The organism is Actinomyces sp. HMSC075C01 (assembly GCF_001812965.1).
GTDB classification, from domain to species: domain Bacteria; phylum Actinomycetota; class Actinomycetes; order Actinomycetales; family Actinomycetaceae; genus Actinomyces; species Actinomyces acetigenes.
Genome location: NZ_KV811020.1, coordinates 1 through 24,285, shown reverse-complemented (window position 1 = coordinate 24,285; position 24,285 = coordinate 1). Strand labels below are relative to the sequence as shown.

Annotated in this window: 19 protein-coding genes, 1 tRNA gene, 1 other RNA gene and 2 pseudogenes; 14 read left to right on the top strand and 9 right to left on the bottom strand. The window is 63.4% G+C overall.

Annotation, left to right across the window (positions count from 1 at the left end; translation table 11 throughout):
* Positions 1-24: 24 nt before the first annotated feature.
* Positions 25-2,715 carry an ATP-binding cassette domain-containing protein gene (locus HMPREF2883_RS09900; protein ID WP_070661724.1) on the bottom strand — a complete coding sequence of 897 codons (2,691 nt, stop codon included), beginning with the start codon at positions 2,713-2,715 and terminating at the stop codon, positions 25-27.
* Positions 2,716-3,113: 398 nt separating this feature from the next.
* Between HMPREF2883_RS09900 and HMPREF2883_RS09895 the strand changes: the two genes are divergently transcribed.
* From HMPREF2883_RS09895 to HMPREF2883_RS09880, 4 genes are all read left to right on the top strand, one after another.
* Positions 3,114-3,186: transfer RNA gene (locus tag HMPREF2883_RS09895), tRNA-Arg, on the top strand.
* 307 nt (positions 3,187-3,493) lie between these two features.
* A complete protein-coding gene (locus HMPREF2883_RS09890) occupies positions 3,494-5,095 on the top strand; it encodes a GTPase domain-containing protein (protein WP_070661720.1) in 1,602 nt (533 codons plus the stop codon).
* A complete protein-coding gene (locus HMPREF2883_RS09885) occupies positions 5,092-6,591 on the top strand; it encodes a GTPase (protein ID WP_070661718.1) in 1,500 nt (499 codons plus the stop codon). Before HMPREF2883_RS09890 ends, HMPREF2883_RS09885 begins: the two co-directional genes overlap by 4 nt.
* 167 nt (positions 6,592-6,758) lie before the next feature.
* The gene (locus tag HMPREF2883_RS09880) at positions 6,759-7,454 is read left to right on the top strand and encodes a single-stranded DNA-binding protein (RefSeq protein WP_070661715.1); all 696 of its coding nucleotides are present in this window, start codon (positions 6,759-6,761) and stop codon (positions 7,452-7,454) included.
* Here the strand turns inward: HMPREF2883_RS09880 and HMPREF2883_RS09875 are convergent.
* Entirely contained in the window at positions 7,447-8,007 is a 561-nt protein-coding gene (locus HMPREF2883_RS09875) for a TY-Chap domain-containing protein (protein ID WP_070661712.1), read from the bottom strand. The two genes, HMPREF2883_RS09880 and HMPREF2883_RS09875, sit on opposite strands and share 8 nt — an antisense overlap.
* 215 nt (positions 8,008-8,222) lie before the next feature.
* On the opposite strand from HMPREF2883_RS09875, the gene ftsE reads away from it, so the two are divergent.
* From ftsE to ssrA, 5 genes are all read left to right on the top strand, one after another.
* Positions 8,223-8,912, top strand: coding sequence for a cell division ATP-binding protein FtsE (gene ftsE, locus HMPREF2883_RS09870; protein ID WP_070661807.1), 690 nt, complete (start codon positions 8,223-8,225; stop codon positions 8,910-8,912).
* A 12-nt stretch (positions 8,913-8,924) separates the two neighbouring features.
* A complete protein-coding gene (ftsX, locus tag HMPREF2883_RS09865; protein ID WP_070661709.1) occupies positions 8,925-9,842 on the top strand; it encodes a permease-like cell division protein FtsX in 918 nt (305 codons plus the stop codon).
* Between the two features lie 6 nt (positions 9,843-9,848).
* Positions 9,849-11,165: a peptidoglycan DD-metalloendopeptidase family protein gene (locus tag HMPREF2883_RS09860; protein ID WP_070661706.1), complete on the top strand. Its 1,317-nt coding sequence runs from the start codon at positions 9,849-9,851 to the stop codon at positions 11,163-11,165.
* A 155-nt stretch (positions 11,166-11,320) separates the two neighbouring features.
* Positions 11,321-11,857 (top strand): SsrA-binding protein SmpB, encoded by a 537-nt coding sequence (smpB, locus tag HMPREF2883_RS09855; RefSeq protein ID WP_070661703.1) that lies wholly within the window; start codon positions 11,321-11,323, stop codon positions 11,855-11,857.
* Between the two features lie 164 nt (positions 11,858-12,021).
* Positions 12,022-12,392, top strand: a transfer-messenger RNA (tmRNA) gene (gene ssrA / locus HMPREF2883_RS09850).
* Positions 12,393-12,940: 548 nt separating this feature from the next.
* Here ssrA and HMPREF2883_RS15905 read toward each other — a convergent pair.
* Positions 12,941-13,927: pseudogene (locus HMPREF2883_RS15905) on the bottom strand (recombinase family protein); the annotation flags it as partial.
* 233 nt (positions 13,928-14,160) lie between these two features.
* Here HMPREF2883_RS15905 and HMPREF2883_RS09830 point away from each other — a divergent pair.
* The gene (locus tag HMPREF2883_RS09830; protein ID WP_070661689.1) at positions 14,161-14,706 is read left to right on the top strand and encodes an antirestriction protein ArdA; all 546 of its coding nucleotides are present in this window, start codon (positions 14,161-14,163) and stop codon (positions 14,704-14,706) included.
* Positions 14,707-14,948: 242 nt separating this feature from the next.
* On the opposite strand, the gene HMPREF2883_RS09820 is transcribed toward HMPREF2883_RS09830, so the two are convergent.
* Positions 14,949-15,191 carry a helix-turn-helix domain-containing protein gene (locus HMPREF2883_RS09820; RefSeq protein ID WP_256277425.1) on the bottom strand — a complete coding sequence of 81 codons (243 nt, stop codon included), beginning with the start codon at positions 15,189-15,191 and terminating at the stop codon, positions 14,949-14,951.
* A gap of 258 nt (positions 15,192-15,449) precedes the next feature.
* Between HMPREF2883_RS09820 and HMPREF2883_RS09815 the strand changes: the two genes are divergently transcribed.
* Together HMPREF2883_RS09815 and HMPREF2883_RS09810 are read left to right on the top strand one after the other, a co-directional pair.
* A complete protein-coding gene (locus HMPREF2883_RS09815) occupies positions 15,450-16,202 on the top strand; it encodes a hypothetical protein (protein WP_070661683.1) in 753 nt (250 codons plus the stop codon).
* Positions 16,203-16,242: 40 nt separating this feature from the next.
* On the top strand, positions 16,243-16,941 hold the full coding sequence (locus tag HMPREF2883_RS09810; protein ID WP_141759099.1) for a hypothetical protein: 699 nt from the start codon (positions 16,243-16,245) through the stop codon (positions 16,939-16,941).
* A gap of 82 nt (positions 16,942-17,023) precedes the next feature.
* Here HMPREF2883_RS09810 and HMPREF2883_RS15600 read toward each other — a convergent pair whose 3' ends face one another.
* The 5 genes and pseudogenes from HMPREF2883_RS15600 to HMPREF2883_RS15890 form a co-directional block, all read right to left on the bottom strand.
* The gene (locus HMPREF2883_RS15600) at positions 17,024-17,983 is read right to left on the bottom strand and encodes a hypothetical protein (RefSeq protein ID WP_070661673.1); all 960 of its coding nucleotides are present in this window, start codon (positions 17,981-17,983) and stop codon (positions 17,024-17,026) included.
* Between the two features lie 412 nt (positions 17,984-18,395).
* A pseudogene (locus HMPREF2883_RS15900) lies at positions 18,396-18,827 on the bottom strand (relaxase/mobilization nuclease domain-containing protein); the annotation flags it as partial.
* Between the two features lies 1 nt (position 18,828).
* Positions 18,829-19,416 (bottom strand): plasmid mobilization protein, encoded by a 588-nt coding sequence (locus HMPREF2883_RS15895; protein WP_371080708.1) that lies wholly within the window; start codon positions 19,414-19,416, stop codon positions 18,829-18,831.
* 386 nt (positions 19,417-19,802) lie between these two features.
* The gene (locus HMPREF2883_RS14840; protein ID WP_141759097.1) at positions 19,803-22,076 is read right to left on the bottom strand and encodes an RNA helicase; all 2,274 of its coding nucleotides are present in this window, start codon (positions 22,074-22,076) and stop codon (positions 19,803-19,805) included.
* Positions 22,073-22,339, bottom strand: a complete 267-nt coding sequence (locus HMPREF2883_RS15890) for a helix-turn-helix domain-containing protein (RefSeq protein ID WP_141759096.1) — start codon at positions 22,337-22,339, stop codon at positions 22,073-22,075. The genes HMPREF2883_RS14840 and HMPREF2883_RS15890 overlap by 4 nt, the downstream gene beginning before the upstream one ends.
* Before the next feature lie 904 nt (positions 22,340-23,243).
* On the opposite strand from HMPREF2883_RS15890, the gene HMPREF2883_RS15265 reads away from it, so the two are divergent.
* Together HMPREF2883_RS15265 and HMPREF2883_RS15260 are read left to right on the top strand one after the other, a co-directional pair.
* Positions 23,244-23,504 (top strand): hypothetical protein, encoded by a 261-nt coding sequence (locus HMPREF2883_RS15265; protein WP_218079139.1) that lies wholly within the window; start codon positions 23,244-23,246, stop codon positions 23,502-23,504.
* A gap of 55 nt (positions 23,505-23,559) precedes the next feature.
* Positions 23,560-23,775, top strand: a complete 216-nt coding sequence (locus tag HMPREF2883_RS15260) for a hypothetical protein (RefSeq protein WP_218079138.1) — start codon at positions 23,560-23,562, stop codon at positions 23,773-23,775.
* The last annotated feature ends 510 nt before the right edge of the window (positions 23,776-24,285 follow it).

The window sequence follows — 24,285 nt, the reverse complement described above, 5'->3', positions numbered from 1 at the left end:
TGTCGGGAGGGCTTGAGAAGGGGATCAGCGACGCCCGCGGCGGGCCAGGGCGACGTAGCACACCACCATGCAGGCCAGGCCGATGGCTGAGAGCATGCCGTAGTCCGTCAGCCACTGCGCGGTCTCGTGCTTCCACAGCGCGTCGTCACGGTTGGGCAGGATGGTGAGCATCTCCAACGTGGAGGAGGCCATGGCGTAACCCCATCGCGATGGCATGAACCAGGCGAGCTGCTCGAAGACCGCCCGTCCCGCGATCGGGATGATGCCGCCGGACAGGACCAGCTGGGCCATGATGGAGACCACCAGGACCGGCATGACCTGCTCGGAGGAGGAGACCATCGCGGAGACGGCCAGCCCCAGGAGCCCGGAGACGAAGGCGACGGCCCAGCAGCAGAAGGCCAGCTCCAGCCCCGGCCACCCCTCCAAGATGACGGCGTCGGTGGGGCCCTTGTTGAGGGCCAGGGCGATGCCCACCATCAGTGCGGTCTGAATGGTGGTGATGAGCGCCAGGATGGTCGCCTTGGAGAACAGGTAGGCGCCGGATCTCAGACCGACGGCCTTCTCCCGCAGGAAGACGTCCCGCTCCCCGATGAGATCGCGGATGGTCGCCGACATCCCGGAGAACGCCGCCCCGGTGATGAGAATGACCAGCAGCTGCAGGGCCTGGCTGGAGTACTTGATGATCGGGGGAGTGGGGTTTTCCGGCGTCGGGGGAGTGGGCTCCGGGTAGTGGGGGACCGCGAAGCCGTCGCTGCCCTCGATCGCCTTGGTCAGCAGTCCCATGATGATGGGCAGCAACAGCATGAAGGCGAGGTAGGACGGGTCTGCCGCCACGATCCGCAGCTGGCGCCGAACGAGGGTCGAGACCTGCCTGAGCACGGACTGCTGCTTGGGCGGCTTCTCCTGCGTTGCCGGTCCCGCGGCCGCTGCGGGAGCCCCTCCGCGCCGCGTCGAGGGCACCGTGGCCTCCATGTACTGACGCAGCTCCGCGGTGTGGTTGCGGATGAGGGCGTAGACGTCGGCGTAGCCGTCCACGGCGGGCGGGTCGGGCAGAGTGCCCTTCGGCGTGTTGAGCAGCAGGCGGCCCTGGGAAGCAATCTCGTTGAGCCTCTGGCGGAAGTAGGGGAGCACCTCGCGGGGGGAGCCGTAGTAGACGGGCTTGCCGCCCGCAGCCAGGATGAGGACCTTGTCCGCGCGGTCGATGTGGTTCTCATTGTGGGTGACGACGACGACCGTGCGGCCGCTGTCACCAGGACGTGTCCCGTGAGCCAGGGATGCCAGCAGGTCCATGACGTCACGGTCCAGCTGGGGGTCCAGACCGGAGGTGGGCTCGTCGAGGAACAGGAGGCTGGGGCGTGTCAGCAGCTCGATCGCGGTGGAGACCCGCTTGCGCTGTCCTCCGGAGAGCTTCTTGACCCGCTTGTCCACATGCGCGGTCAGGTCGAGATCCTCCAGGACCTCGGCGATGCGCTGGCGCCGCTCGGCCTTGGACACGTCCTTGGCGAAGCGCAGCTCAGCGGCGTACTCGAGGGTCTTGCGGACAGTGAGGGCTGAGTGAATGACGTCGCTCTGGGGGACCACGCCGATCTTGTTGCGCATGACCGGGTAGTGCTCGTACACGTCCAGCCCGTTGAAGAGCACCTGGCCCTCCTGGGCCTTCTGCTCACCGGTGAGGGCCTTGAGCAGCGTCGACTTCCCGGCCCCCGACGGGCCGACGACGGCCAGCAGCTCATTGCCCGGCAGGGAGAAGGAGATGCCGTCAAGCAGCGTCATGCTGCCGTTGTTGACGCGGAAGGTCAGGTCCTTACCCACCAGCTCGCCGCCGGCTCCGCCCGCAACCTGGACCTCGCACAGACCGTCCGGGCTCAGGGCGATGAATGTGGAGCCCAGTCCCAGAAGCACGGGCTGGGTGACCTGGACCTGTGACACGCGCTGCCCAGCGACATACAGGCCGTTGGTGGAGCCCAGATCGGTGACGACCATTCCGTTGGGGGAGACGTCGATACGGGCATGGTGCTTGGAGATGAGCGGGTCATCCAGAACCAGGGTGTTGTCGGGCGCGCGCCCGATGGTGCCCGAGGAGGTGACGCGGAAGGACTTGAGCGTGTGCCGCGAGGTGGGGAAGGCGCCCGAGCTCGCTGAGCTCGATGAGGGCGGCGCCGGGCGGCCCGGGGGTGCCACGTAGGTGGCTGCTGAGGACGCTGATGCCATGGCCTGGGGCACGGGCGCGGCCTGCGCCGAGAGGGCAGCGGCCGGGGACTGGCCGGCAGGGCGCTGGAGGAGGGGAGCGGCTTGCGGGGCGGGGGCCGCACTCGGCTGCGAGGGGATGAAGGGGGCGCTCGGCGCGGATGGCACGGGCTGGCCCATCGGCTGGGACTGGACGGGGGCGCCGGTCTGAGGCGCGCTGCCGGAGACGACCGGAGTGAGCCCCAGCGCAGGCCCGGAGGCGTCGCCCAACTGGATACGAGTGCCTTGAGTCACGAGTGCCTCGCGCGTCACGGCCCCGTTGACGAGCATGCCGTTACGTCCCTGGCACCTCACCGCCCACCCGGTCGGGGTGGGGGTCACCTGGAGGTGGGTGCGGGAGACCAGGGGGTGGACGATCTGAACGTCGCTGTCCGGTGAGCGTCCCACGGTGAAAGGCGCGGTGAAGGTGTGGGGCTCCAGTGATGCCTGGGCAGAGAGGGAGCGCACGATGAGTGCGGGAGTGGGCAAGGGGCGGTCCTTCCGGAGGGGTGGGATGGGGGCTTCCGGCCACGATACTGGTGTTTCGGCGTCGTCGCTAAGAGTGAGGACTCCCCGGCGTGAGGTTGGATACATGCCGGTGGCGTCGTCGGGGCGGGTACGGGGACCTCCGAGGTGTCGATCGAACCGGTCACAGGGTCGTTGCAGTGCGATCACGGTCGTATTGCGGCGCGAGCGCTGAGTGGCGTGAGGCATGACCGTTGTGGCTTTGCAGAACCGATCGGCCGTTCGGATCGATGCACGCTCGTCATGGCAGCGTGATCTTCTCGAGATCGTCTTCTGGTGCTGACAACAGCGCTGGGGCGCCCCTCTCGTCGGGGGCGGGGCCGCCGGGTTGATGGCGTAGGCTGGTGAGGCGCTTCGCGCACGCCTCCGTAGCTCAATGGATAGAGCATCGGCCTTCTAATCCGCAGGTTGCCGGTTCGAGTCCGGCCGGGGGCACTGGCTGTTGAGACCGAGAAGGTTGATATTCCGCGGACTATCGACCGTTCGGGTCGCCGGATCGCAGGCACTGAGGCGACGATGTCGCACTCATCGCCACCGGCTTTATCCGGCTTGGACGCCGCAGTCGGGGGCTGAGTTCCGGGCACGCCTGAGGGGCGGATTCTCTTCTCGTGCGAGATTCGGTGCGCGCTCTCAGTGGTCACAGCGGGGTGACAGGAGACTCTCACTGGGCTTGCGACACATGTGGTGTGAACTGTCGAGATCAATCGTCGACTCCGCTGCGCTGTGCTCATAGTGTTGGCACATGCCCGCTCCTGTCCCCTCGCGCCACTCCCAGGACGACGCCCCCGTCTCCGCCCTGAGTCGCGCTCAGCTCCTCGATGTCCTGTCCGACCTGGTCCGGGATCTCGAGCGCCTCGACCTGGCTCTGAGTGCCGACGGCATCGAGGCTGCGCGCACGTTGCGCGACGGTCTCATCGGGCAGGTCCGTGACCAGGTCATTCCTCGCCTCCAGGATGCCGACATCCCATCCATCGTGGTGATCGGCGGATCGACGGGTGCCGGGAAGTCCACGCTCGTCAACTCCGTGCTCGGTCAGGAGGTCTCAGTTGCCGGCGTGCTCAGGCCCACCACTCGAACTCCGGTGCTGGTGGCCAATCCTGAGGATATGGGCTCACTGTCCGAGCACCCTCTGACCCAGGTGTGCCGGCAGGAGGTCTCCGCTGCCATTCCGGCCGGCCTGGCCCTGATCGATGCCTCGGACCTGGACTCCGTGCACGAGGCCAACCGGGCCCTGGCCGGCAGGCTGCTGGAGGCGGCCGACCTGTGGCTCTTCGTCACCACCGCGGCGCGTTACGGCGATCAGACACCGTGGACGACGCTGGAGGAGGCCGCACGCCGTGAGACCCCCATCGGCGTGGTTCTTAACCGGGTGCCGGCGAAGATTCTGCCCGAGGTGCGTCGGGATCTCATCACCCGCCTGCAGGGGCTGGGACTGTCGGAGGCGCCCTTCTTCGTCGTCCCGGACGCCGGGCCGCACGAGGGGCTCCTGTCGGGTGACGGCGTCAGCGAGCTGCGCGACTGGCTGCAGCTCCTCGCCGGGCGTCACCGCGCAGCCGGTCTCGTGCGTCGTACCGGCAGAGGGGTGTGGAGCACACTGCGCGCCGACCTGGAGCGCCTGGCCGACGACGTCGACGCCCAGGACGCGGTGGCCCAGGAGCTGGAGAGGACGTGCCAGGAGCTGAGGGAGACCGCCATCGAGACCATGAGCGCCGACATCAGGGCCGGTGTTGCAGGCCAGGGCGCCACCGCCACCCGGTGGATCACCCTGGCCTCCTCCGGAGGCCCGCTGGCCTCGCTGGCCCAGGGGGGCAAGTTGCGCAGAGGGTTCCTGGGACGGGCGGACAAGGCCCGCGCCGAGGGGCTCTCCCAGTTGGCCAACGATGCCCGCCAGGCCCTGGCCAACCAGCTTCAGGCCGCTATCGTCGCCTTGAACGCCGAGGCTCGAAGGGCCTGGGCCGAGGTGGGGGCCGAGGAACGTGCGCACAGGATCCTGGGGCAGGGTGATGACGCGGCCGCGACCATTGAGGCCTGGGTCGGCTACCTGGAGGCCAATATCGAGAGCCCGCAGGACATCCGTAGACTGAGCCCCGGCAGTGTCATCGACCTCCTCATCTCCGCCGCAGCCGGCGTTGACGGGGCTGTTTCAGCCGCCAGACGCCTGGGACTGGAGGAGCAGACCGCTCAGGCCAGCGCCCTCCTGGTGGAAGCGGTCACGGAGGCGCTGACTGCCACAGTCCCCAAGGGGGCGGCCACCTCGCTCGCCCCCGCCCCCGGGTTCGCCGCTGCGCTGCGTCTGCGCTCGGGCGAGCTCAAGCCCTTCACCCGTCCCGGAGCCACAGCATGAGCCATTCCGAATCCGTCCCCTCCACCTCGGCGCACAGAGGTTTCGAGGTGCTCGACGCCGAGCACCTCGATGCCCGTCTGAATGCGGTTCGAGAAGCCCTGCGCCTGTGCCCCACGGAGGTTCCGGCCTCCCTGTCGATCCCTGCCCACAAGGCGCTCGATGCCGTGGCCCAGCGTCTGGCGCTGGGAGTGGATCACACCGTCGTGGCGCTCTTCGGGGGCACCGGTTCGGGCAAGTCGTCGCTGTTCAACGCCTTGACCCAGCTGAACTTCGCAGATGTCGGCGCGCGTCGCCCCACGACGTCGCGGGCCGCCGCCTGCTCCTGGGGTGACGACGCCGGCCCGCTCCTGGACTTCCTCGGGGTCTCCTCGGAACGGCGTATCCGGAGGGACTCGATTCTCGACGCCGAGGACCAGGGCTCCATGTCCGGCCTGGTCCTGCTCGACGTTCCCGACTACGACTCAGTGACGACCGAGCATTCCCTGCAAGTGGATCGCCTCGTCCCGTTGGCCGACATCCTCGTGTGGGTGGTTGATCCTCAGAAGTACGCCGACGCGGCCCTGCACGACGGCTACCTGCGCGGACTGGGTGCCCGTCAGGAGGACATGCTCGTCCTGGTCAACCAGGTGGACACCCTTCCGGAGAGCGGCTTGGCGAGTCTGCTGGACGACGTCGGGTCTCTTCTCAAGGACGACGGGCTCAGTCGGGTTCAGGTGCTCCCGGTCTCGGCCGTGCGCGGCGACAACCTCGACGTCGTGCGCAGCATGTTGCGCCAGCGCGTCGCACGGGAGTCCAACGCAGCACGCACGGCCTCGGCCGAGCTTGACGCGATCACGCGTCGTCTGCGTCCCACGGTGGCCCGCAACAAGGTGGAGCTCAATGCCGAGCTCACCGAGGAGACCACCAAGGTGCTGCTGCAGGCTTCTGGCGCCCAGGCGGTGGAGGACTCGGTGAGAGCCGGACTGTCCAGGGTGCTGCCCAGGGCCCTGGCCCGTCCCGAACCGCCCTCGCGCACCGCAGTGTCCTCGGCCCACTCCACATGGGTCCACCGCACCTCGCAGGGGCTGCCGCCTACATGGGCCCGGAGTCTGGAGGCCGCCGTCGTCTCCCCGGAGACCTTGGCGGGGCAGACCGCTGAGGCGGTCGGTTCCGTGGCGCTGCCAGGGCACCGCCAGCCGCTGATCGACCTGCTGTGGTGGGGGGGCCTGCTCATGGTGCTCGGTGGGGTGTCGTGGCTGTCCGCCTCCGTGGTGCGAGAGGGGCTCGAGGTCCTGCACCGCAGTATCGAGATCGTCCCGGTCTGCTTCATCGCCGTCGGACTCATAGCGGTCCTGATCGCCACGGTGCGCCGGCGCAGCAGAGCGCGCCGCGAGGCGCAGCGCTATGGGCAACGGGTGCGTGCCCGCCTGGAGTCCGTGGTTGAGCGGGGACTGAGCCGGCCGGCCGCCAAGGTTCTGGACAAGCACCGGGTGCTGCAATCGGCTCTGGGGCTCTAACCCCGTCTGTGCAAGGCCACCGCGTGGCCACAGCCCTCAGCCTGCCCTCCGGGCAGAGTCATGTGGGGAGTGAGCCCGGGTCCGGCTGGGCACCTGAGGGGCGGGCCGAGCACCGTTGTGGTGCAGGGCGGCAGAGGGCCGCCCGCCCACAACCAAGGAGCCCCCTCATGACTCGTCAGCTCGACCTCACCGTTCAGGGCGTCGTCGGAACCAGTCCGGTCCTGTCCCGTGTCGGGGACAGTGCCCGTCCCTACTGTCGTTTCCGCGTCGCCGTCACCCCGACCTACCGCACTGAGCAGGGCTGGAACAATGCCGAGACGATCTGGTTCACCGCCAAGGCATGGGGGCAGCTCGCCGCCAATCTGAGTCACTCCCTGCGTAAAGGGGACGCGGTCCTGCTCACTGGACGTTTCTCCCAGGAGTCCTGGGAGAGCAACGGCAGGAAGCATGAGACCAACGTCATCACGCTTCAGGCCGCCGGTCACGACCTGACCAGAGGGGAGTCCCGCTTCGCGCGCGTGAAAGCCGTGGAGTCGGCGCCTTCGGCCTCCTCGGGCGGTGGAACCGGTGATGTCGAGCCCGAGCCCGGTGGTGACGAGCACGTCTCATCGGATCACTGGGAGGTTGAGGCGGCGGCCTCAGGTGCCCCGGCTTCACCGGTCCCGGGGCCCGCAGCCCCCCAGGAGTCCTCCAAGTCCACTGAGCCCACCGGGTTCGGCGGGTCCGGCGCGACGCATGCAGAGAGCTCCGAGTCCTTCGTCGTCGATCCGGCCAGCGTGCGCTCCGAGGGCCAGACCGGGGAGCCGTGGCCCGCCTACGAGCTCGCCGATGATCTCGTCGAGCAGGCCGTAGGGGTCAGCTGATGTCGGAGTGCGCGCGCAGGAGGTAGTCGAGGTCTGCGGGATGGGCGACCTCGAGCACCTCGATGAGGATGCGGGTTACCAGGTCGGCGGTCTCGTCCGCGTCGGACAGCAGCCTGGCGAAGACATGATGGCTCTCCTGCCAGCCGATCGCCCCCAGGATCCTGCGCTCGGTGGGGCCGAGCAGCACCCGTCCCTGCGCATCGAGCTCAGGCAGCGAGACCTCGATGCCGTCGGAGCGTCCGACGAGGACCACACCCGGCAGGTCCGGGGAGGGAACGGGGGGAGTGATCAGGGACAGTCTTGCCAGCAGCTGCGACCAGCGCCCCTGGGGAGCCAGCTCCTCGGGCTTGACCATGGGGACCGGGGCAGTCAGCAGCAGGGTCCCGCCGGACGGGTCAATGGTGGCCTCGACGGATTCTCCCCGCTGCGCGGACGGCCTGCACACCTCGTCGAGGAACCGGGCCAGCGACGAGGTGAAGCCCGCCCAGGAACCCAGGTCGACGCGATCCTCGAAGGCACGTGACAGCGCGGGCGATAGGGGGGTCTCACTCATGCTCCCAAGCCTAGGGCGCGTTGCCGGTCAGTGGATGGAGCTTGGTGCTCTCGAGTTCTGTGATCACAGGAGGATCACACCGCGTCCCGGCCATCACAAGCCACATCGACGCTGGGCGTGTCACGGCGGAAAAATGGCGTGTCGACGCATACGGTGGCCACAACGCCATGAACCCGAGTGCCGTGCTCGGGGCGCAGCAGGGGAGCAACGAGCAGATGATCCGCTTCAATCACGTCTCGAAGGTCTATGACCGGGGGATGCGTCCGGCGCTCGACGACGTCGACATCAAGATCAATCGTGACGAGTTCGTGTTCCTTGTCGGCGCCTCGGGATCGGGCAAGTCGACCTTCCTGAGGCTGGTCATCCGGGAGGAACGTCCCACCAAGGGACGCATCCACGTGCTGGGTCGTGATCTGTCGCAGATCTCCTCATGGAAGGTGCCTCAGCTGCGGCAGGAGATCGGCTTCGTCTTCCAGGACTTCCGGCTCCTGGAGAACAAGACCGTCCTGGAGAACGTGGCGCTGGCCTCCCAGGTGATCGGTAAGCCTCGCCACTACATCCTTTCCGCTGTGCCCGAGGCCCTTGACCTGGTGGGGCTGGCGGGCAAGGAGAGGCGCCTGCCCCACGAGCTCTCCGGGGGTGAGCAGCAGCGCGTGGCGATCGCCCGCGCCATGGTCAACCGGCCCAAGCTCCTCCTGGCCGATGAGCCCACCGGGAACCTGGACCCCTCGACGTCGGTCGGCATCATGCGTCTGCTCGACCGCATCAACCGGCAGGGGACCACGGTCGTCATGGCGACTCACGACGACGAGATCGTCGACCAGATGCGTAAACGCGTCATCGAGCTCAAGGGCGGCGAGGTCGTGCGCGACCAAGACCGCGGCGTCTACGGCTCGGACCGCTGAAGGAGAAGAACTGTGAGACTGCGTTTCGTCCTGTCGGAGACCGCCAAGGGCATGTACCGGAACTTGGCGATGACGGTGTCGGTGATTCTCGTCGCCTTCGTGTCGCTGCTCTTCGTCGGGGCCTCGTCGCTGCTGCAGAGCCAGATCTCGACCATGAAGGGCGACTGGTACGACAAGGTCGAGGTCTCGGTCTACATGTGCCCCAAGTCGTCGGCCTCCTCCAACTGCGCCAACGGTGAGGCCACCGCCGCCCAGATCAGCGAGGTCGAGAACCTCATCACCAGTGGCGCCCCCTCCGGCTACGTCAAGTCCTATCAGATGGAGACCAAGGCCCAGGCCTACCAGAACTTCATGAAGGCCTACGCCAAGTCCGCCGTCGGGAGGAACGCGACGGAGGACATGATGCCCGTGTCCTTCCGCATCAAGCTCAAGGACGCCGAGAACTACAAGCTGGTGGCCGAGCAGTTCGAGGGGCACAGCGGCGTGGAGCGGGTGGTCGCCCAGCGCTCCACCCTCGAGCCGCTCTTCCTCGTGATGAACCGGGCCTCCTGGATCACGGGAGGGCTGGCGACCATCATGGCGGTGGCCGCGGTGCTGCTCATCTCGACGACCATCAGGCTGTCGGCCATGTCCCGTTCCCGACAGACCGGGATCATGCGCCTGGTGGGGGCCTCGAACCTCTTCATCCAGCTGCCCTTCATCCTCGAGGGGGTCATCGCCGCCCTCACCGGGGCGATTCTCGCCGTGGCCACGCTGTGGCTGGGAGTGCGCTACGTCGTGGAGGGGTGGCTCGCCTCATCCATCTCCTTCACGAGCGCCTTCATCAGCACCAGGGATGTCCTCCTCCTGTCGCCCTGGCTGATTCTGGCGGCCATCGCCCTGGCCGCGGTCTCCTCCGCCTTGTCCCTGTCCAAGTACACGAGGATCTGATCTCACATGCTGTCTCGTCTGTTCCTGCGCCGCTCACGCCGGCGTGCCGCAGTCTGCGCCCTGGCCGCCGCCAGCCTCGTCTTCTTCTACTCCGGGGACATCTCCCTGGCCGACGAGCGGGACGACGCCGTCGCCAAGCAGGATGAGGCGCAGCGCAAGCAGCAGCAGGTGATCTCCTCGCTGGAGGGGGTCAGCGCCGATCTGGGGCAGGCCTACATCTCGCTTCAGAACGCTCAGGCCTCCTTGAGCACCGCGGAGACACAGCTGACCACCGCTGAGACGACTCTGGCCGCTAAGGAGAGGGAGCAGCAGATCGCCAGTGACCGCCTGACCACGGCGCAGAACAGCCTTGAGACGGTCAAGAAGGAGTCCGAGGCATCCAAGAAGACGGCCGAGGAGACCTCCGGCTCCGTGGCTGAGATCGTCGTGTCCACCTACCAGGGGGACAACTCGGTGACCTCCTGGAGCTATGTCCTCGCCTCCCAGGACGTCGAGGAGCTCAGCCAGCGAGCCTCAGCGGTTGAGATCGGCTCAGGGGTCCAGGAGGCGGTACTGTCCGCCGCCGAGGTCGAGCGCGCTCAGAACGCCAACCGTGAGGCCAGGCAGAATGCTGCCACCACGCGAGTCAGCACGCTCAAGACCGAGGCCGACACCGCCGAGGCGAACGCCAAGGCGGCCCGGGACGCGGCCAAGACCAAGCGGGACGAGGTCGCCAGGCTGGCCGCGCAGAAGAAGTCGGCCGCCGAGGCGTTGGAGAGCCGTAAGAGCGATCTGCAGTCCCAGCTCGACCAGGCCAACGCCGATGCCGCGGCCGCGGCATCGCGAGTCGCCCAGATCGACGCCGCCAACCGGGCCGCGGCCAGCGCCGGAACGATGCCCTCGGTCCCCGCGAGCTCGATCGGTGCCGACTCCCTGGGAAGCGGGTACATCGGTCACCCGATCACCGGCCCGCTCGAGGTGACCTCGCCCTTCGGGTACCGCGTCCATCCGGTCACCGGTGTCGCAACAGGGCACCAAGGGGTCGACTTCGCCGCGAGTGAGGGAACGCCCCAGTACGCGGCGGTCTCCGGAGTGGCCACCTACTGGAACTCCGAGTCCTGCGGCATCGGCATCGACATCAACGGTGGCATCATCGAAGGGCACTCCTACGTCATCACCCTGTGCCACCTCTCCTCGCGCAGCATTGCCGACGGTCAGCAGGTCAAGCGCGGCGACGTCGTCGGCGCGACGGGCTCAACCGGCTACGCGACCGGGGCGCACGTCCACTTCCAGGTGGCTCAGGACGGGGTGTACATCGACCCGATGTCCCTGCCCGGCTTCTAGGTGAGTCCTTCTTGACTGGGCCCGTAGACTCCTGTCCCTGCGCGTCGTCGTGTCACGCCACGATGCCCCGGTCGGGCTCGGCCCGCTCGGAGGAAGCTCCGGGTCGTTCTGACAGGGGAGCGCCAGCCATCCCGTACTCGTGAAAGGACAGGCCGATGACCCCTGCCTCCAAGTCTGCTCGGGCGTCCAAGCCGACGGCCGGACAGAAGGCGAAGGCCGCCTCCGACGCCCACAAGACGGTGGCCCGTAACCGCAAGGCGACTCACGACTACTTCATCGAGGACCGCTACGAGGCGGGACTGGTCCTCACCGGCACCGAGGTCAAGGCGCTGCGCATGGGGCGGGCCTCGCTGACCGAGGCCTGGATCGAGATCGACCGCCATGGCGAGGCCTGGCTCCAAGGAGCTCACATACCCGAGTACCTGCAGGGGACGTGGAACAACCACTCCCCGCGTCGCAAGCGCAAGCTGCTCCTGCACCGCAGCGAGCTGGAGCGCCTCGAGACCAGGGTGCAGGCCAAGGGCTACACGGTGGTCCCGCTGGAGCTGTACTTCATCGGGGGGCGCGCCAAGCTGGAGATCGCCCTGGCTCGGGGTAAGCAGGACTGGGACAAGCGCCAGGCGCTGCGTGAGGCGCAGGACAAGCGGGAGGCGGCCCGGGCCATGGCAGCCGCCAACCGGCGTCGGGGCTGAGACAAGCGGGAGTGAGGCTCCTTGAGTGTTTCTACCTGCTGACCGGCCGTGTGAGGCACGGGTCAGCGGCCTTCTGTGTTCTTGTCCCTGATTCTGCTAAAGTGGTCTGGCTCTGCTGAGAGCGCGTTCCAGGTCTCCTGCGGGAGTCCGGTGACACCTCCATAGGGGATGATCGGTTTCGACGACGGTCGTAGGTTCAGGAGAAGCGGGTCGAGGATGCGCAGTCATCTCGTCAACGCTCTGCGCGAACCAATAGGTGCCGATAACACTCGCACCGACTTCGCCCTCGCCGCCTGAGCGAGCCTCGAAGTCCGTCAGCCCGGGGAGCGCTTCCGCCCCGGTTCCTGGCGTCATCCAGGAAGCCACTGCTGAGAGCCCGTGTCGGTAGGGCTCTTGGGACTTTTCATCGACTGAGCCCGTCGGCGTCCTTGCTCGCGTGAGACGCCGGGGCTGAGAAAAACGCTAGCGAGCTGCACCCGGAGAAGTCCTGTTGTGCGGCCGTCGGACGGGGGTTCGATTCCCCCCATCTCCACTTGAGGGGGAAGTGTCGAACTCGTGCTTTCGGGCATACATTCGCACTTCCTCCGCTCTGTCACCGCTGAGAAGGGCCTCTTCCAGGTCCTCGAACTCGATGGGCTTCTCGCTGTCGTAGTAGTAGGACACGATGACGATCTGGTTCGGCCCGACGAAGACCTTGTCGACGAAGTAGTCGAACAGCTGATCGCGTGTGTCGACGGTGTCGATCGTAGCTTCGGCGAACCTCTTGTAGAACGATCCGATTGAGACCTCGTCCTCGAAGAGGGTTGCCTTGACACGCTCGGTCTGGATCGCGGCGTCGAGTTCTTGTTTCTGGGCCTCCAGGGCGTTCATGGCCTCAGCGGTCGACGCGTTGAAGATCCCCTGGGCGATCGCCTTGACGAAGTTGGCGAGCTTGGCCTCGATGTCCCTCCTGCGGGCCTCCAGCGCATTGAGGACCTCATCGCCGCGCTCGTGGGTCTTGCGGTAGTGGTCGGCTAGGTCGACAGCCAGCGAGGCCAGCATTTCAGGCTGATGGAGGAAGGACTCGATGATCTCTATGACGCGGGTCTCGATCTCGTCCTTGCGCAACGTCTTGGCTGAGCACTTCTTCTTGCGCTGATTGAGGCAGTAGTAGTAGCGGTAGGTTCGGCCTGTCTTGGATGTGCCGCTCACGCCCTCCATCGATTCGCCGCACGTCAGACAGTACATGCGCCCCGTGAGCCAGTAGACGGGCGCTTCCTCGCCCTGGGCGGCCAGTTCGGCCTTTGTCTTGGCCCCGCAACGCTTGTTGATTGCGAACCTGCGTTGGACCTGCTCGAAGACGTCGTCGGCGACGAGGCGGGGCATGCCGTCCTCGATGACGTGCTCCCCGAAGGAGTACTCGCCGATGTAGGCGCGGTTCTTCAGAAGCTTGTTCAGGTTCTTGGGTGTGAACTGGTATCCACGGATCGTGCGGATGCCCTGGGCGTTCAGACGATCCGCGATCTTCTGCATTGAGACGCCGTGGGCGTAGTCGTCGAAGATCTGGGTGACGATGGGCGCGGTCTCCGGGTCCGCTACGTACCGTTTGTCGGAGCCCACGGAGAAGCCGAAGATCTTGTGGCCGTTGCTCAGCGCCCGCTCGGCGTTATACCGCTGGCCTCGTCGGATGTTGGCTGAGAGCTGGAGCGAGTAGTACTCGGCGAAGGCGTCCGCTACTCCCTCCATGAGAACCGAGTCGGGTGAGTCGGTGGGGGAGATTCCCTCGATGTAGTGCACACGGGCACCGGCCTTGCGGATTGTCTGCTTGACCAGGATCAGCTCGGTGCGTTTGCGTGCCAGACGGTCGTTCTTCCACACCGCGACGTAGGCGGGCTTGATCTTCGGGAGCTCGCGCAGCATGAGCTGGTAGCCGGGCCGGTCGGCGTTGGTGCCGGTCTTGGCTGCGTCTTCGTACTCGTTCACGACGACGAGACTCTGTGACTTCGCCCACTTGTGGACCATCTCGCGCTGCTGCTCGATAGAGGCCTCGTTCTGGGAAGAGGAGGAGTATCGGTAGTACGCAACGACCATCTGATTGTCGTTGTACGGGGGCATAGGCCTCACGATTTTCCTCCTCGTCCAGTCTCATCAACAATCCTACGGCGTGATCGTCACACTGAAGGTCAGGCCGGCCATGGGGTGGGAGCAGGGGGCCGTCGCCGACGGCCCGAGGTTGGCAATAGAGGTGGTCGGGCTGTTCCCGTGAGTGTCCTTACCGAGACTGGAGTATCGCAGCCCGACCTCTCCTTACTTGGGAGGTTCCAATGTCAATGAAAACCGATGCTCAGCCCGCTGTGTGGCTCGGATGCTTGAGCTGCAACAACAGCGGCCACCTGGTCGGCCGCTGGTTCCCCTGCGACATGATCGAAGAGGTTACCCTCGCCGAGGTCCACGGAGGCCAGGAGTATGTATACCCAGGCTGCGAAGAGGTGCTCGCGCTCGACTCTGAGTACCTCCCACGTGGCGTCAGTAAGATCTCGCAGCCGCGGGCGGCTGCCTGGGGTGAGATCTTCGTCGACGTCGGAAGTGACCGCTGGGAGGAGCTTCTCGCCTGGTACGAGAACTGCTCACCTTCCCTGGACGTTAACGGCGTGCCGTCGGCCAGCGAGTTCGAGGAGGCCGATCAGGGCTGCTGGGACTCGTTCCGTGAGTTCGTGGAGTCCTGGGCCGACGACTGCGGCGTGTTCTACCAGTGGCCGGAGGACGCTGTCCGGCACTTCGACTGGGACAAGTACGAGCGCGACTGCCGGCACGACTTCACCGTTGTCGATGCCCCTTGCGGCGGTGTCTTCGTCTTCCACAACCTGTAGAGGAGGGGTGTCGTTGTGAGTGTGGAGTCGAATGCGTGCGACCATGTCGCACGGTTCAGATGGCACGTGGGTGACCCCAGCATGTCGCTTGGGGAGGCGGAGCTGCGCGACTTGGCGGCACTGCGTGGCGCTGTGGATGTGGCGATCGCTGTCCGCGTGCGTGAGCTTGTCCAGTTCGGGGCAATGAGCTGGAGCGCCGTGGCCTCATCACTGAGTCCGGGTCCAGCAGTCCTTCAGCGTCTCTACGGGCGCTGAGCCAGCCCTTCGGAGGGTGTGCTGGACAGCAGGTCCAGGGCGTCGATCCCAAGTTCCTGGGCCAAGGCGTCAACGGAGTCGAGCGTCATGTTGCGCTCCGCCCGCTCGATGCCGCCCAGGTATCGGGCTGTCACCCCAAGCTGCTCAGCCAGGTCCTCCTGCGTGAGCCGACGGCGACGACGCTCGGCGCGCAGATTTGCACCAAGCCGTTGCCTCAACGATGTCGCCACGTCCCCATCGTGAGAGGCGGAATCCATCGATTCCAGGAACTCATCGCTTCCACTGGAAGCGATGAGTTCCGTATGATCGTGCTGAACCACCAACCGAATCGAGGTATCCCTGTGTCCTGCCCCTCCAGAACCGTCCTGGCGTTTGCCCTGCTTGCAGGCGCTGTGTCACTCACCGGGTGCTCAGCCGCCACCGCCCCGTCCGGCAGCGCCTCAGGCGGTGCGAGTAGTCCGTCAGCCCAGGTTTACGAGTTCGCCTCGTTGAGCAACTTCGTCTCCAAGGGCGCAGCGACCGCCCAGGTGCCTCAGGGACTTATCGACGTCGTCACCAAGGACGGCAATCAGGTCCCAGTCACCGGCGTCACCTTCACCGCACACAAGCTCGACTCATCGAGTATGTGCGCTGTCGATGGCGCGGTTACCTACGCGAGCGGCGGCGAGGCCGTCGCATCAGCGCCCGAGCAGACCAAGGAGCAGCAGGCGACGAAGAGGGCCAAGAACGTCGACGAACAGCTGCGCGAGGAGTTCGGAGGCGCCACCGAGGACGAGATCCGCAAGGATGTCAAAAAGGAACTCGGCGATACTGCCAGTGAGGCAGATATCGAGCGAGAGACCAAGGACCGCGCCTCTGATCTCAGCACCCGTCGGGCCGAGCTCGAGCAGAAAGGCACTGGAAGCAGCGAGGAGAAGACGCCCGCCCAGAACGTGGCCGCCTTCCTGTTCCCAGGGAAGACGGACTCCTTTGACAACAAAGAGCTCAACGAATCCAACCCCGAGAAGGGCCTGTACATGACTTCCACGAGCAGCTTCACCATCGTGAAGTCCTGCGCTTCGAGCTTCGATGACACATCGGCCTCCACCGACATGACCTTCCAGATGTACGACGGCAAGCACCGCGACGGTATCGCCGAGGTCGGCATCACCGTGATGCAGGACGGCACCATCGGATTCGTCAACAACAAGACCAAGAAGTACGAGCGAGACACCTCAGGCAACTGGCTCAAGAAGAAGTAGGCTCAACTGGCCCTCGAGGCGCCCGCGAGGAGAGACATAGATGAGAAGTGCACAATCCCGCTCATGGACGCTCGGCCGCGTGCTACGTAAGCGGTGGTGGGCTCTGTTGCTCGTGTGGATCGCGCTGATCACCGTGGAGTTCAGGGCAATAGACGTGATCTCCACGAATATCGTCGCCACAGGCAAGCCCGTGATGGGGATCGCCCCTGATCGCGACGTCATCTTCCCAATCGCGTTCGCGGTGATAGTCATGTTGGCGGTGGCTTTCGTTCCAGTGTCGCTGATCATCACCAAGTCCGCTTGCAACAGCCGGTTCTGGGGGTGGCTACGCTTTCAATGGGACAGCCCAACAGGACGACAGGCTAGAGAACTCGCGCCCGGCCTAGTAGCTGTAGGTGCCTTCTGCCTGACCCTAGCCACAGTGGCCGACGTGCTGGGGCTCGACATGATGATCGAAGTTCTCAAGGGCGCCACTACCGAAGAAGTACTCGAGGACAACCCCCTGTACCTCGCGGGCTTCCTCTTCCCCTTCATCAACCCCACCCTGATATGGGCCATCCCCGCCGTACTGCTCGGCTTCATCGCCACGAAGCTCGACCTGCCGCTACGAACCCTGGCGAAGAGAAGCGCCATCACAGCAGGCATCATGATCGTCATCTCGTTTACACCTCTAGGAGGATTCCTTCCCCTGATCTCCCTGGCCGCTGGCCAGACGATCCACTTGCTCACAACAATGTGACCAGGTTCCGCGGAGGTGCCTGTGGGGCCCTGAGGCCGTCGCAACGGTCTCAGGGCCCCACTGTCTCGGTACGTCGTGATTGCTACCAGCGCGCGTACTCATCGGCGAGTTGGTGCGAGATCCACCAGACGAGCCAGGCGAAGGCTGCAACGCAGCTGAGCGTCCCCAGTGCGATTAGTGCCTTGGCCCACCATGCCTGAGCCGCTGCGAACGATGCCCACGCCCACCCCAGAAGGGGGCCCATGCCGAGCGCGTGGAAGGCCCCCATGGTCAGGCCTCCAACCACCAGAAGCACTACGGCAAGTGGAAGTAGCGCAAGGCACATGCGTCCTGCGCTCACCCAAGTCACTCGGGCTGAGAGCCTGTCAATACGTAGCTCGGCGTCTCGCATCGCTTCCGTCAGTTCGTCGGTTTTGGTGGTTACCCGCTCAACCTCGCCGACGGCACGAGAGATCTCCTTGGCGCCCAGAGATGACACACGTCTCTCAAGGCCGTCCAATCTGTGCTCGACCCTCTGTAAAGGGCCCTCGACGGCCACAGCTAGTCGTCTATCGAGGACGTCAAGGCAATGCTGGGTGAGTTTGTCGGTATTGATGCGAACAGTGCCGCGTTGACGGACTTCCTTAGCGAGATGGTCACAGCTCGAAACCATCGTCTTGAGCTGGTTGTTGATCCTCTGTGTCAAGTTGTAGGCCTGAAAGTCTGCTGATCGTATGGTCGTACCGTCGGGGAGTGTCACGTGTCGTGATGCGGTGAGCGTTTCGGCGACGGCGGCGATCGTCTTCTCGATCTCGCTCAGCCTGTTCCGCATCTCGACGAACTCGGTCGAGTGCTGCTCGCCTGGATGCGAGATTAACAGGCTCTCCAGCTGTGCTGTCGTGTTCTCGTCGATGCTCTTTATGTAGGCTGTCTGATCTGAGATGTGCTTTGTGAGTTTGGACAGATGCTGCTCTACGCTGTCGAGTCTCGAGATCAAGTCGGGCAAGATCTCCGTAGTTGTGTTCCGTTCGTCTTGCTCCTGTATCTGTTTGAGAATCCCCATCGCTGTTTCCTTTCACGTGTGGGTTATGTTTCATCTTCTTGGCGTGGTACTCGAAGATCTCCTGAGCGCCTTCAGAGGTGAATTCTGGGGTAAGGGAGGAGGCCTTGCGTCTGCCTAATTTTCCACTGTCTTTTCTGCGCATCTTGTAGCTCCAGCCGTCTCGTTTGGTCACCGCAAGGCGGACGCCGTTATTTGCAAGAATGTCTTCGAAAGCTGCTTGGTCAACGCATCGAGGATCGGAGAGGGCGTCAGCGACGATGTCGCCTAGCCCCTGCTCGAACCCGCCCGCCTCAAAGTCCTCGCGACGCTGGTCCCAGTCGGGCTTAGGCCTACCTGGATCCGGTAACACCTGGAGGCCAAGCTCCTGCATGAGTTCATCGTTGAGTTGGCGCACCCCGTGTGCCCAGCTCGTGTTGCGATTTAGGCACCTTCCTGTCAGATTGTCGTGGTTAGCGACGACAATGTGAGCGTGAAGATGATGCCCTTTAGCGTCGCTATGCACAGCGATGAGATAGTCAGCACTGTGCATCCGGTTCGTGAGCATCTCAGCGATGTCGCAGACCCGCTGGGCGTCTTCGGAACTGTGCACATCGAACTCGTCAGGGCTGAAGGCGAGGATGTAGGTATAGGCCTCCACCTTTCGACTGCAAGCGTCGTTGTGAGCCTGAGTCATTCGTATGAACTCACTCGGGTCAGTACTCCCGTTCGCCACGGATACGGAAAGCGCTGCTGCTCGGTGCTGCTTGGCAGCAGCACGCTGCCTGCCCTGCTTGCCTGATCCGTAGAGCACGTAGTGAACCGTGCTCGCGACACACCTCGAGCTCTTGACATTCACTATCGACATCTCACACCACCGTCCTGTCACCAAGTGACCCACGCAGGGTGCTGACCGCATCCCGCAACTCACACAACAGATCTGCATCAACAACATCCCCTCGACGGAGCACCTGATTGAGGTTCACACCTACTCGCCGTAACTGCTCAACAGCTTCGGATACCTCGGGAGCGGGCCGAGGCGCCACAGCGTGAGCCGCAAGATCCCTGACTTCATGGCGTCGGGTATCCAGCGCATCACGTAGGACCGCCCGTGCCCATGCGCTGGGCTTGACGCCCAGCCCACGAGCTCGGCGCCTGACGGCGTCGAGCTCAGAGAGGGAGACGCGCACAGCGATGCGAGCATCGAGCGTCTCCCTGTCCTCCACCACGCGCAGTGCTTCCCGATGCCGCCGCGTGGTGGAGACAGAACCGGCACGGTGATCTTCCTTCTGAGCCGGTTCTGAAGAGAGGCCAGCAGGGGATTTGTCGAACAATCGGGCTCCGCCCTCGTTCCCCAAACCCCGCTGGCCTCCGTCCTCACTCGCTACGCTCGCTGCGGGCGGAGGGGAAACGGGACTCGCGAGCGAGTCCCACTCAGCCACACATCGCTCAGCCATGGTGACCACCACCGGCAACGCCCTGGTGGCGCTCGCTCTCCGTGCCCTGCTTGGGGGCATCACTATTTCGTTCAAACCCGGACCTAATGCGAGCAATCAACTCAGCATGCCTCTCATCTCGAGAGCGCATAACCTCACCAACCAAACGCTCGCAGATTTCCGCATACTCCCGGCGCAACGACTCAAGGCACCCCAAATCAACTTCCTGGCAGTCCTTGACGGACTGAGTTCCTGACCTGCGTAAACGCCCACCACCGTTCTGCTCAGCAGGGACTAACTCATCAAAAGAGTTCGTCTCCGACATTTAAAGCTCCTTTCGATTGACATCAGATATCCGCATCTACTCAAGTATCTTGATAACATTGAACAAGCGTTCTAGTTTGAAGTCATGCCTCCCAAGGACTGGTCCACTGTAGGGTTCTCAAGGAAACGTCCTGATCCTGCGCGCCCATTTCCGTTAGAAATTGGAAGTAGATCTCGCTAGTTCGACTACTGATGAACTTCTCGTCAGGACCTGGAAACTCTCCCTTCATTGCGAGCGCAACGCGCCGCTCCTTGTCTTCCTCTTCCGCCTGTTTTCGAGCCTGGGTGCGGAAGTTTGCTTCACGCGAACGTCGCGCTTCCTCCTCAAGAGCTGCAGTCTCAAGGCCAGCGTCCTCAATCGATTCAGACGTCGCAGGCGTGGAAGGAGTTGATGAGATAGGTGTGAACGACTTCCCTGAATCCGCAAACTCCGCTAACACGTCCTCCATTGAAGCTGTGTCGGATGAGTTAACGAGTCGGTCAGCTTGTTCAACTATTGGAGCAACCGTTTGCCGCTCGATTTCCTCAATGGTACGAATACGATCAGCCACATCCTGAATGCCTCGGCAACGTCGCCGCAGAGTCTCCAAGTCCTGACGCATATGCTCAAATTTTTCATATGCTTGGTATTCTCGGGTGCCATTAAGGACGCCAAGGTTAATATAAATAGAGAACTCGCGCTCATCAACTGGGATGATGATCGGGAACCGCCGAAATCCTTGAGACAAGTTCTCTGCTTCATGCCTAACGGCAATTCCGCCTCGCATCGACGTGTACTCACCCGCGAGTCCTCGCAGGAAAACATCGTATTCTTGTGGTCCCGTAACGATATTGATTCGATTAACGAGCTGTGTCTTAGACATCTTGATGTTGACAACCGGCGCTTCTTCCGCCTCGCGCCATGGACCAAGAATGCGAAATAAAGTGCCCCGCCCTCTGGTTGCTCGAATCATGTCAGCGACCCGGAAATCTTCCCAGACTACAACAGGCTGGCCATCATAGCCTTCAAAAGAAACATTCTCACCACCAATTTTAAAGTAAGGTAGCTTAGTTTCCGGCGCTAGTGAACGAGCGAGCGCCTTAGCAAGGAGATCCTTTCCGGTACCGCCAGGGCCGCAAATGTAGAAGTTAATTACTTGTTCTGGAGCGGGTAAGTGCGAAAGATAGTCTCCGCGCAGCTTCTCGAAGTGTGCTTTCGCACCTGGATTAGTCCAAAGTTCTGGAGCTTTCGTACGAACTTCCGAAAGAGTCATTCCGTCGAAAGTTACCGCAAGCTCCAGTATTTTCTTCAGTTTTTTCGACTTTCCGGAAGTGGAGCCGCTACCCCCAGGAAGGCCAGCATCAAGAAAATCGGAATAGTTAAAGTTAGACCTAACCTCCGCCCTAGGGTAAATGAACTTGTGTGTTTTTCCGCAATCGCGAGCTTTTAGGTTTTTAAAGTGTTCGTGCGTCAGGTAGGTGCACAGGTGCCAAAAAGCTTTCTGCGCTGCACTATTTTTACCTGCAATTGACTCGCCATGGATTGCAACCGCTGTGCCACCAAGTTCAACCCTAGACGCAGGAATGTGAAAGAGATCAGAAACTGAACGAATAGATTTACGTACATTCAGAATGAGGGCGAGGTGCAGATGAACTGGCTTAAGATCAACAGTTGATGAAGGATAGTCCTCTGGATACTCTGACCACTCCTCCACTGGGCAGCGATCTTGCCAAATCATCGCATATCTATCAAGAACTCCCTGATTTTCTAGCTCCTTAATCGCGGCGTCGATACCCTCTTGCGTAAGAAGGATCTGACCTGTATCGGGATGGCGTCGGTACTGCATGATGCTGAAGACTGTGCTTTGCTGTCGAGCTCTTTTCTTTTGATCACTACTTTCCTTCTTTTTCCATCCGACAAAGAACGCAGTCGACGCATCCTGATCATCTTGAGTTGAATTTACGACTTTGAACCCCGGTTCGTAACAACCAGAGGTGATCTCCATGTTGCTAAAGCTGGCGACTGAATGTGTCTTTACCGATGGATCTACTGACGCAGTCCCCTCGTGCGCGGGCGAATCCAAGGGATCGCCCGCGCACGTGTAGGGATGCCCTTGAGATTCGAACTGGAGTTCGTCCGTGATGGGATCGACGGCGATCCTTGCTGGAGTGTCGTTGCAGCACTGCGTCAGTGCAGATGCAGAGCCGTCGTCCAACAGCGCGGTTCCAAGATCCGCCTCCGCTATTTCTGCTACAGAGTTGCAGACAGTGTTTGACATGTGACGCTCGACCGCTTCAGCCTGTCCAGCATCACCAAACGAATCGACGCTATCGAGGTTCTCGGCACCACTTAATTGCCGTTCGATATGTGTGTTCATCGTGCACCGCCAGCGGTAGCAACGCGATGGGCTTCCATGAAAGCAATAAGGTCATCATGCCGATAGGCGATGCGGCCTGCTCGGCCGTGCGAGTATCGTATATATGACGGGCCTACTCCTTGTGCTCGCCAGTTTGCGAGAGTTTTAGGTGATAGTCCAAGGAAATCGCCTGCCTGAACCGATGTCAGAGCGTGGACATCATCGTCTGCGACACCCTTGTGCTGCGTTTTAGCCACAGTTTCCTCCCAGAGACGAGCACACATGATGTGTGCTGCGATCTCTGGTCGACATTCCCGTAGCTGGCGTTGTCTTTCACGCCAATGTCACCAGATGGAGGCCCCTGGCTGACTCTTGGTCAGCTGGTACCTCGCCCGTTTACAGGTTGACTCTCGTCTTCCCCCATGCTGTCTGGAAACCATGGGCTTCGACGGTGAGGTGGACGTTCCTCGAGCAATCTCTTAAGGGGCTTACGAGACCCCACACGCTACCGGTCCAGTCCGGCTTTGGCCTACTTCAATTCCTAAGGGGCGCAGCCATCGTCCCCACCCGTACCCGCTCGAGCCTAACGGCTGCTCAGTGAGAGGAGCGGGTGCCCGATCCGTCGGGCGCGATTTGATTAAGTTGTCGCGACCCAGCCTAGCACGTCCCGTCAAGTCCATCAACCCACCGCCGAGACTCATCAAGGATGCCCGCGAAGTCCGTGGACCGTGGTATGAGGTTGCCTGATGCAGGCTAGTGCCGGGGTCCGCAGGTATTCCTGACGGGCACCTTGGAGGTACTTCAGCGGGTGTGGGCTGCCAGTGGCGGGCAGTGCGGCAAGATTCTCAAGGAGTCCATGCCGCTGCTGCCAGGCCTGCTGGAGGCGGGTCATGAGCTCGACGACGAGCTCCGCTGCAAGCCCACAGCCAGAAGTGAGCCGAGTGGCCACGAGCGCAACAGGCCATCGGTCACTAACTTGCCCCGGTGCGAGCCACCGACCAGCTGCGGGGCAAGTCAACGACCATGGCCGGTCCGTTGCTGCGCGACTCCATTAAGATCCGTAAGCCCGGCTGGCGAGGCTCGTGGCCGAGCCTGGGTTCTTCGAAGCCTGTCACCGTCGCCCACTGCGGGCCGACCCTCAAAGGAGAAGTTCACCCGGACCGTGAATATGACTGACGTGCTCACGGGATGGACTTTCACCCGCTCGATCCGCAGGCGTCGCCGACAAGACTCATCATCTTCGCCCTGAAAGCTGCCGTGGACTTCCTGCCGTTGCCCGTCCTGGGCATGAACTTCGTAGGCTGCTCGGAGTTCATCAACCACGGCGTGGGAATTGAGCCGGGAACCGGGGCATCTACTCCCGCCCGCTCGCGCCCCTACAGGAAGAACGACCAGGCCATCATCGAGCCCCGGGCAACCACCTGGTACGCCGCTACGCCGACTTACTAATCACTACGACACCAGCGAGGAGCGCGAGGTCCTGCCCTTCTGGGAGCAGGTCAACGTGAAGTTGTACTCCCCTAGACTCCCACTCGCAAGGCCCGTTGGGTGGGGCGCTGACAAGGCCGGCAGGCGCAAGCGCCTCTACTACGCTCCCCGCACTCCGCCAGGCCGGCTCCTGGATACCGACGCCCTGACCAAGGCTCAGAAGACTGACCTGATCTCCTACCGCAACCAGCTCAATCCCGCTGCCATCACCCGCCGCATCATCGAGTTCTAGGACGTCCTCATCCGCCTGGCCAAGGACAAGACCGACGAGCACCTGCCTCGCCCAGCTCCCCAGCATCCTGCCCGACGTCCACAAGGCGTACGACTCAGGAAAGCCTCCTGACCACCACCGGGCTACGCGGGCATTCCTACAGGAGGTACCGAAGACACTTCGCGGCCATCATGACACGAGGCACCCAGCTGAGTGGTGCTCCAGTCTGTTTCTGCCGCATCGCCGCCTTACGCAGACAGCGCCACCAGCAGTAGGTGGTCTTGCGCCGGGATGAGTTCGACACGTGCACCCTGAGCCCCACAAATTCCCGAGTTTCCAACGAAAAGTGCCTGTGGTTGCCCGGTGAGGGTACGGGACGGGTATCGCGTTTGGGAACGCAGTACGGAACCCCCACCATCCATCAAGGGTGGTGGGGGCTACGTTTTGTCCGGTTGTGACGGCGCTTCGGGCGCTGGGCCCTCCGTTGTTTGTCTCAGGTGAGGACTGCGAGGAGTGGGGTGTAGTGCTGGG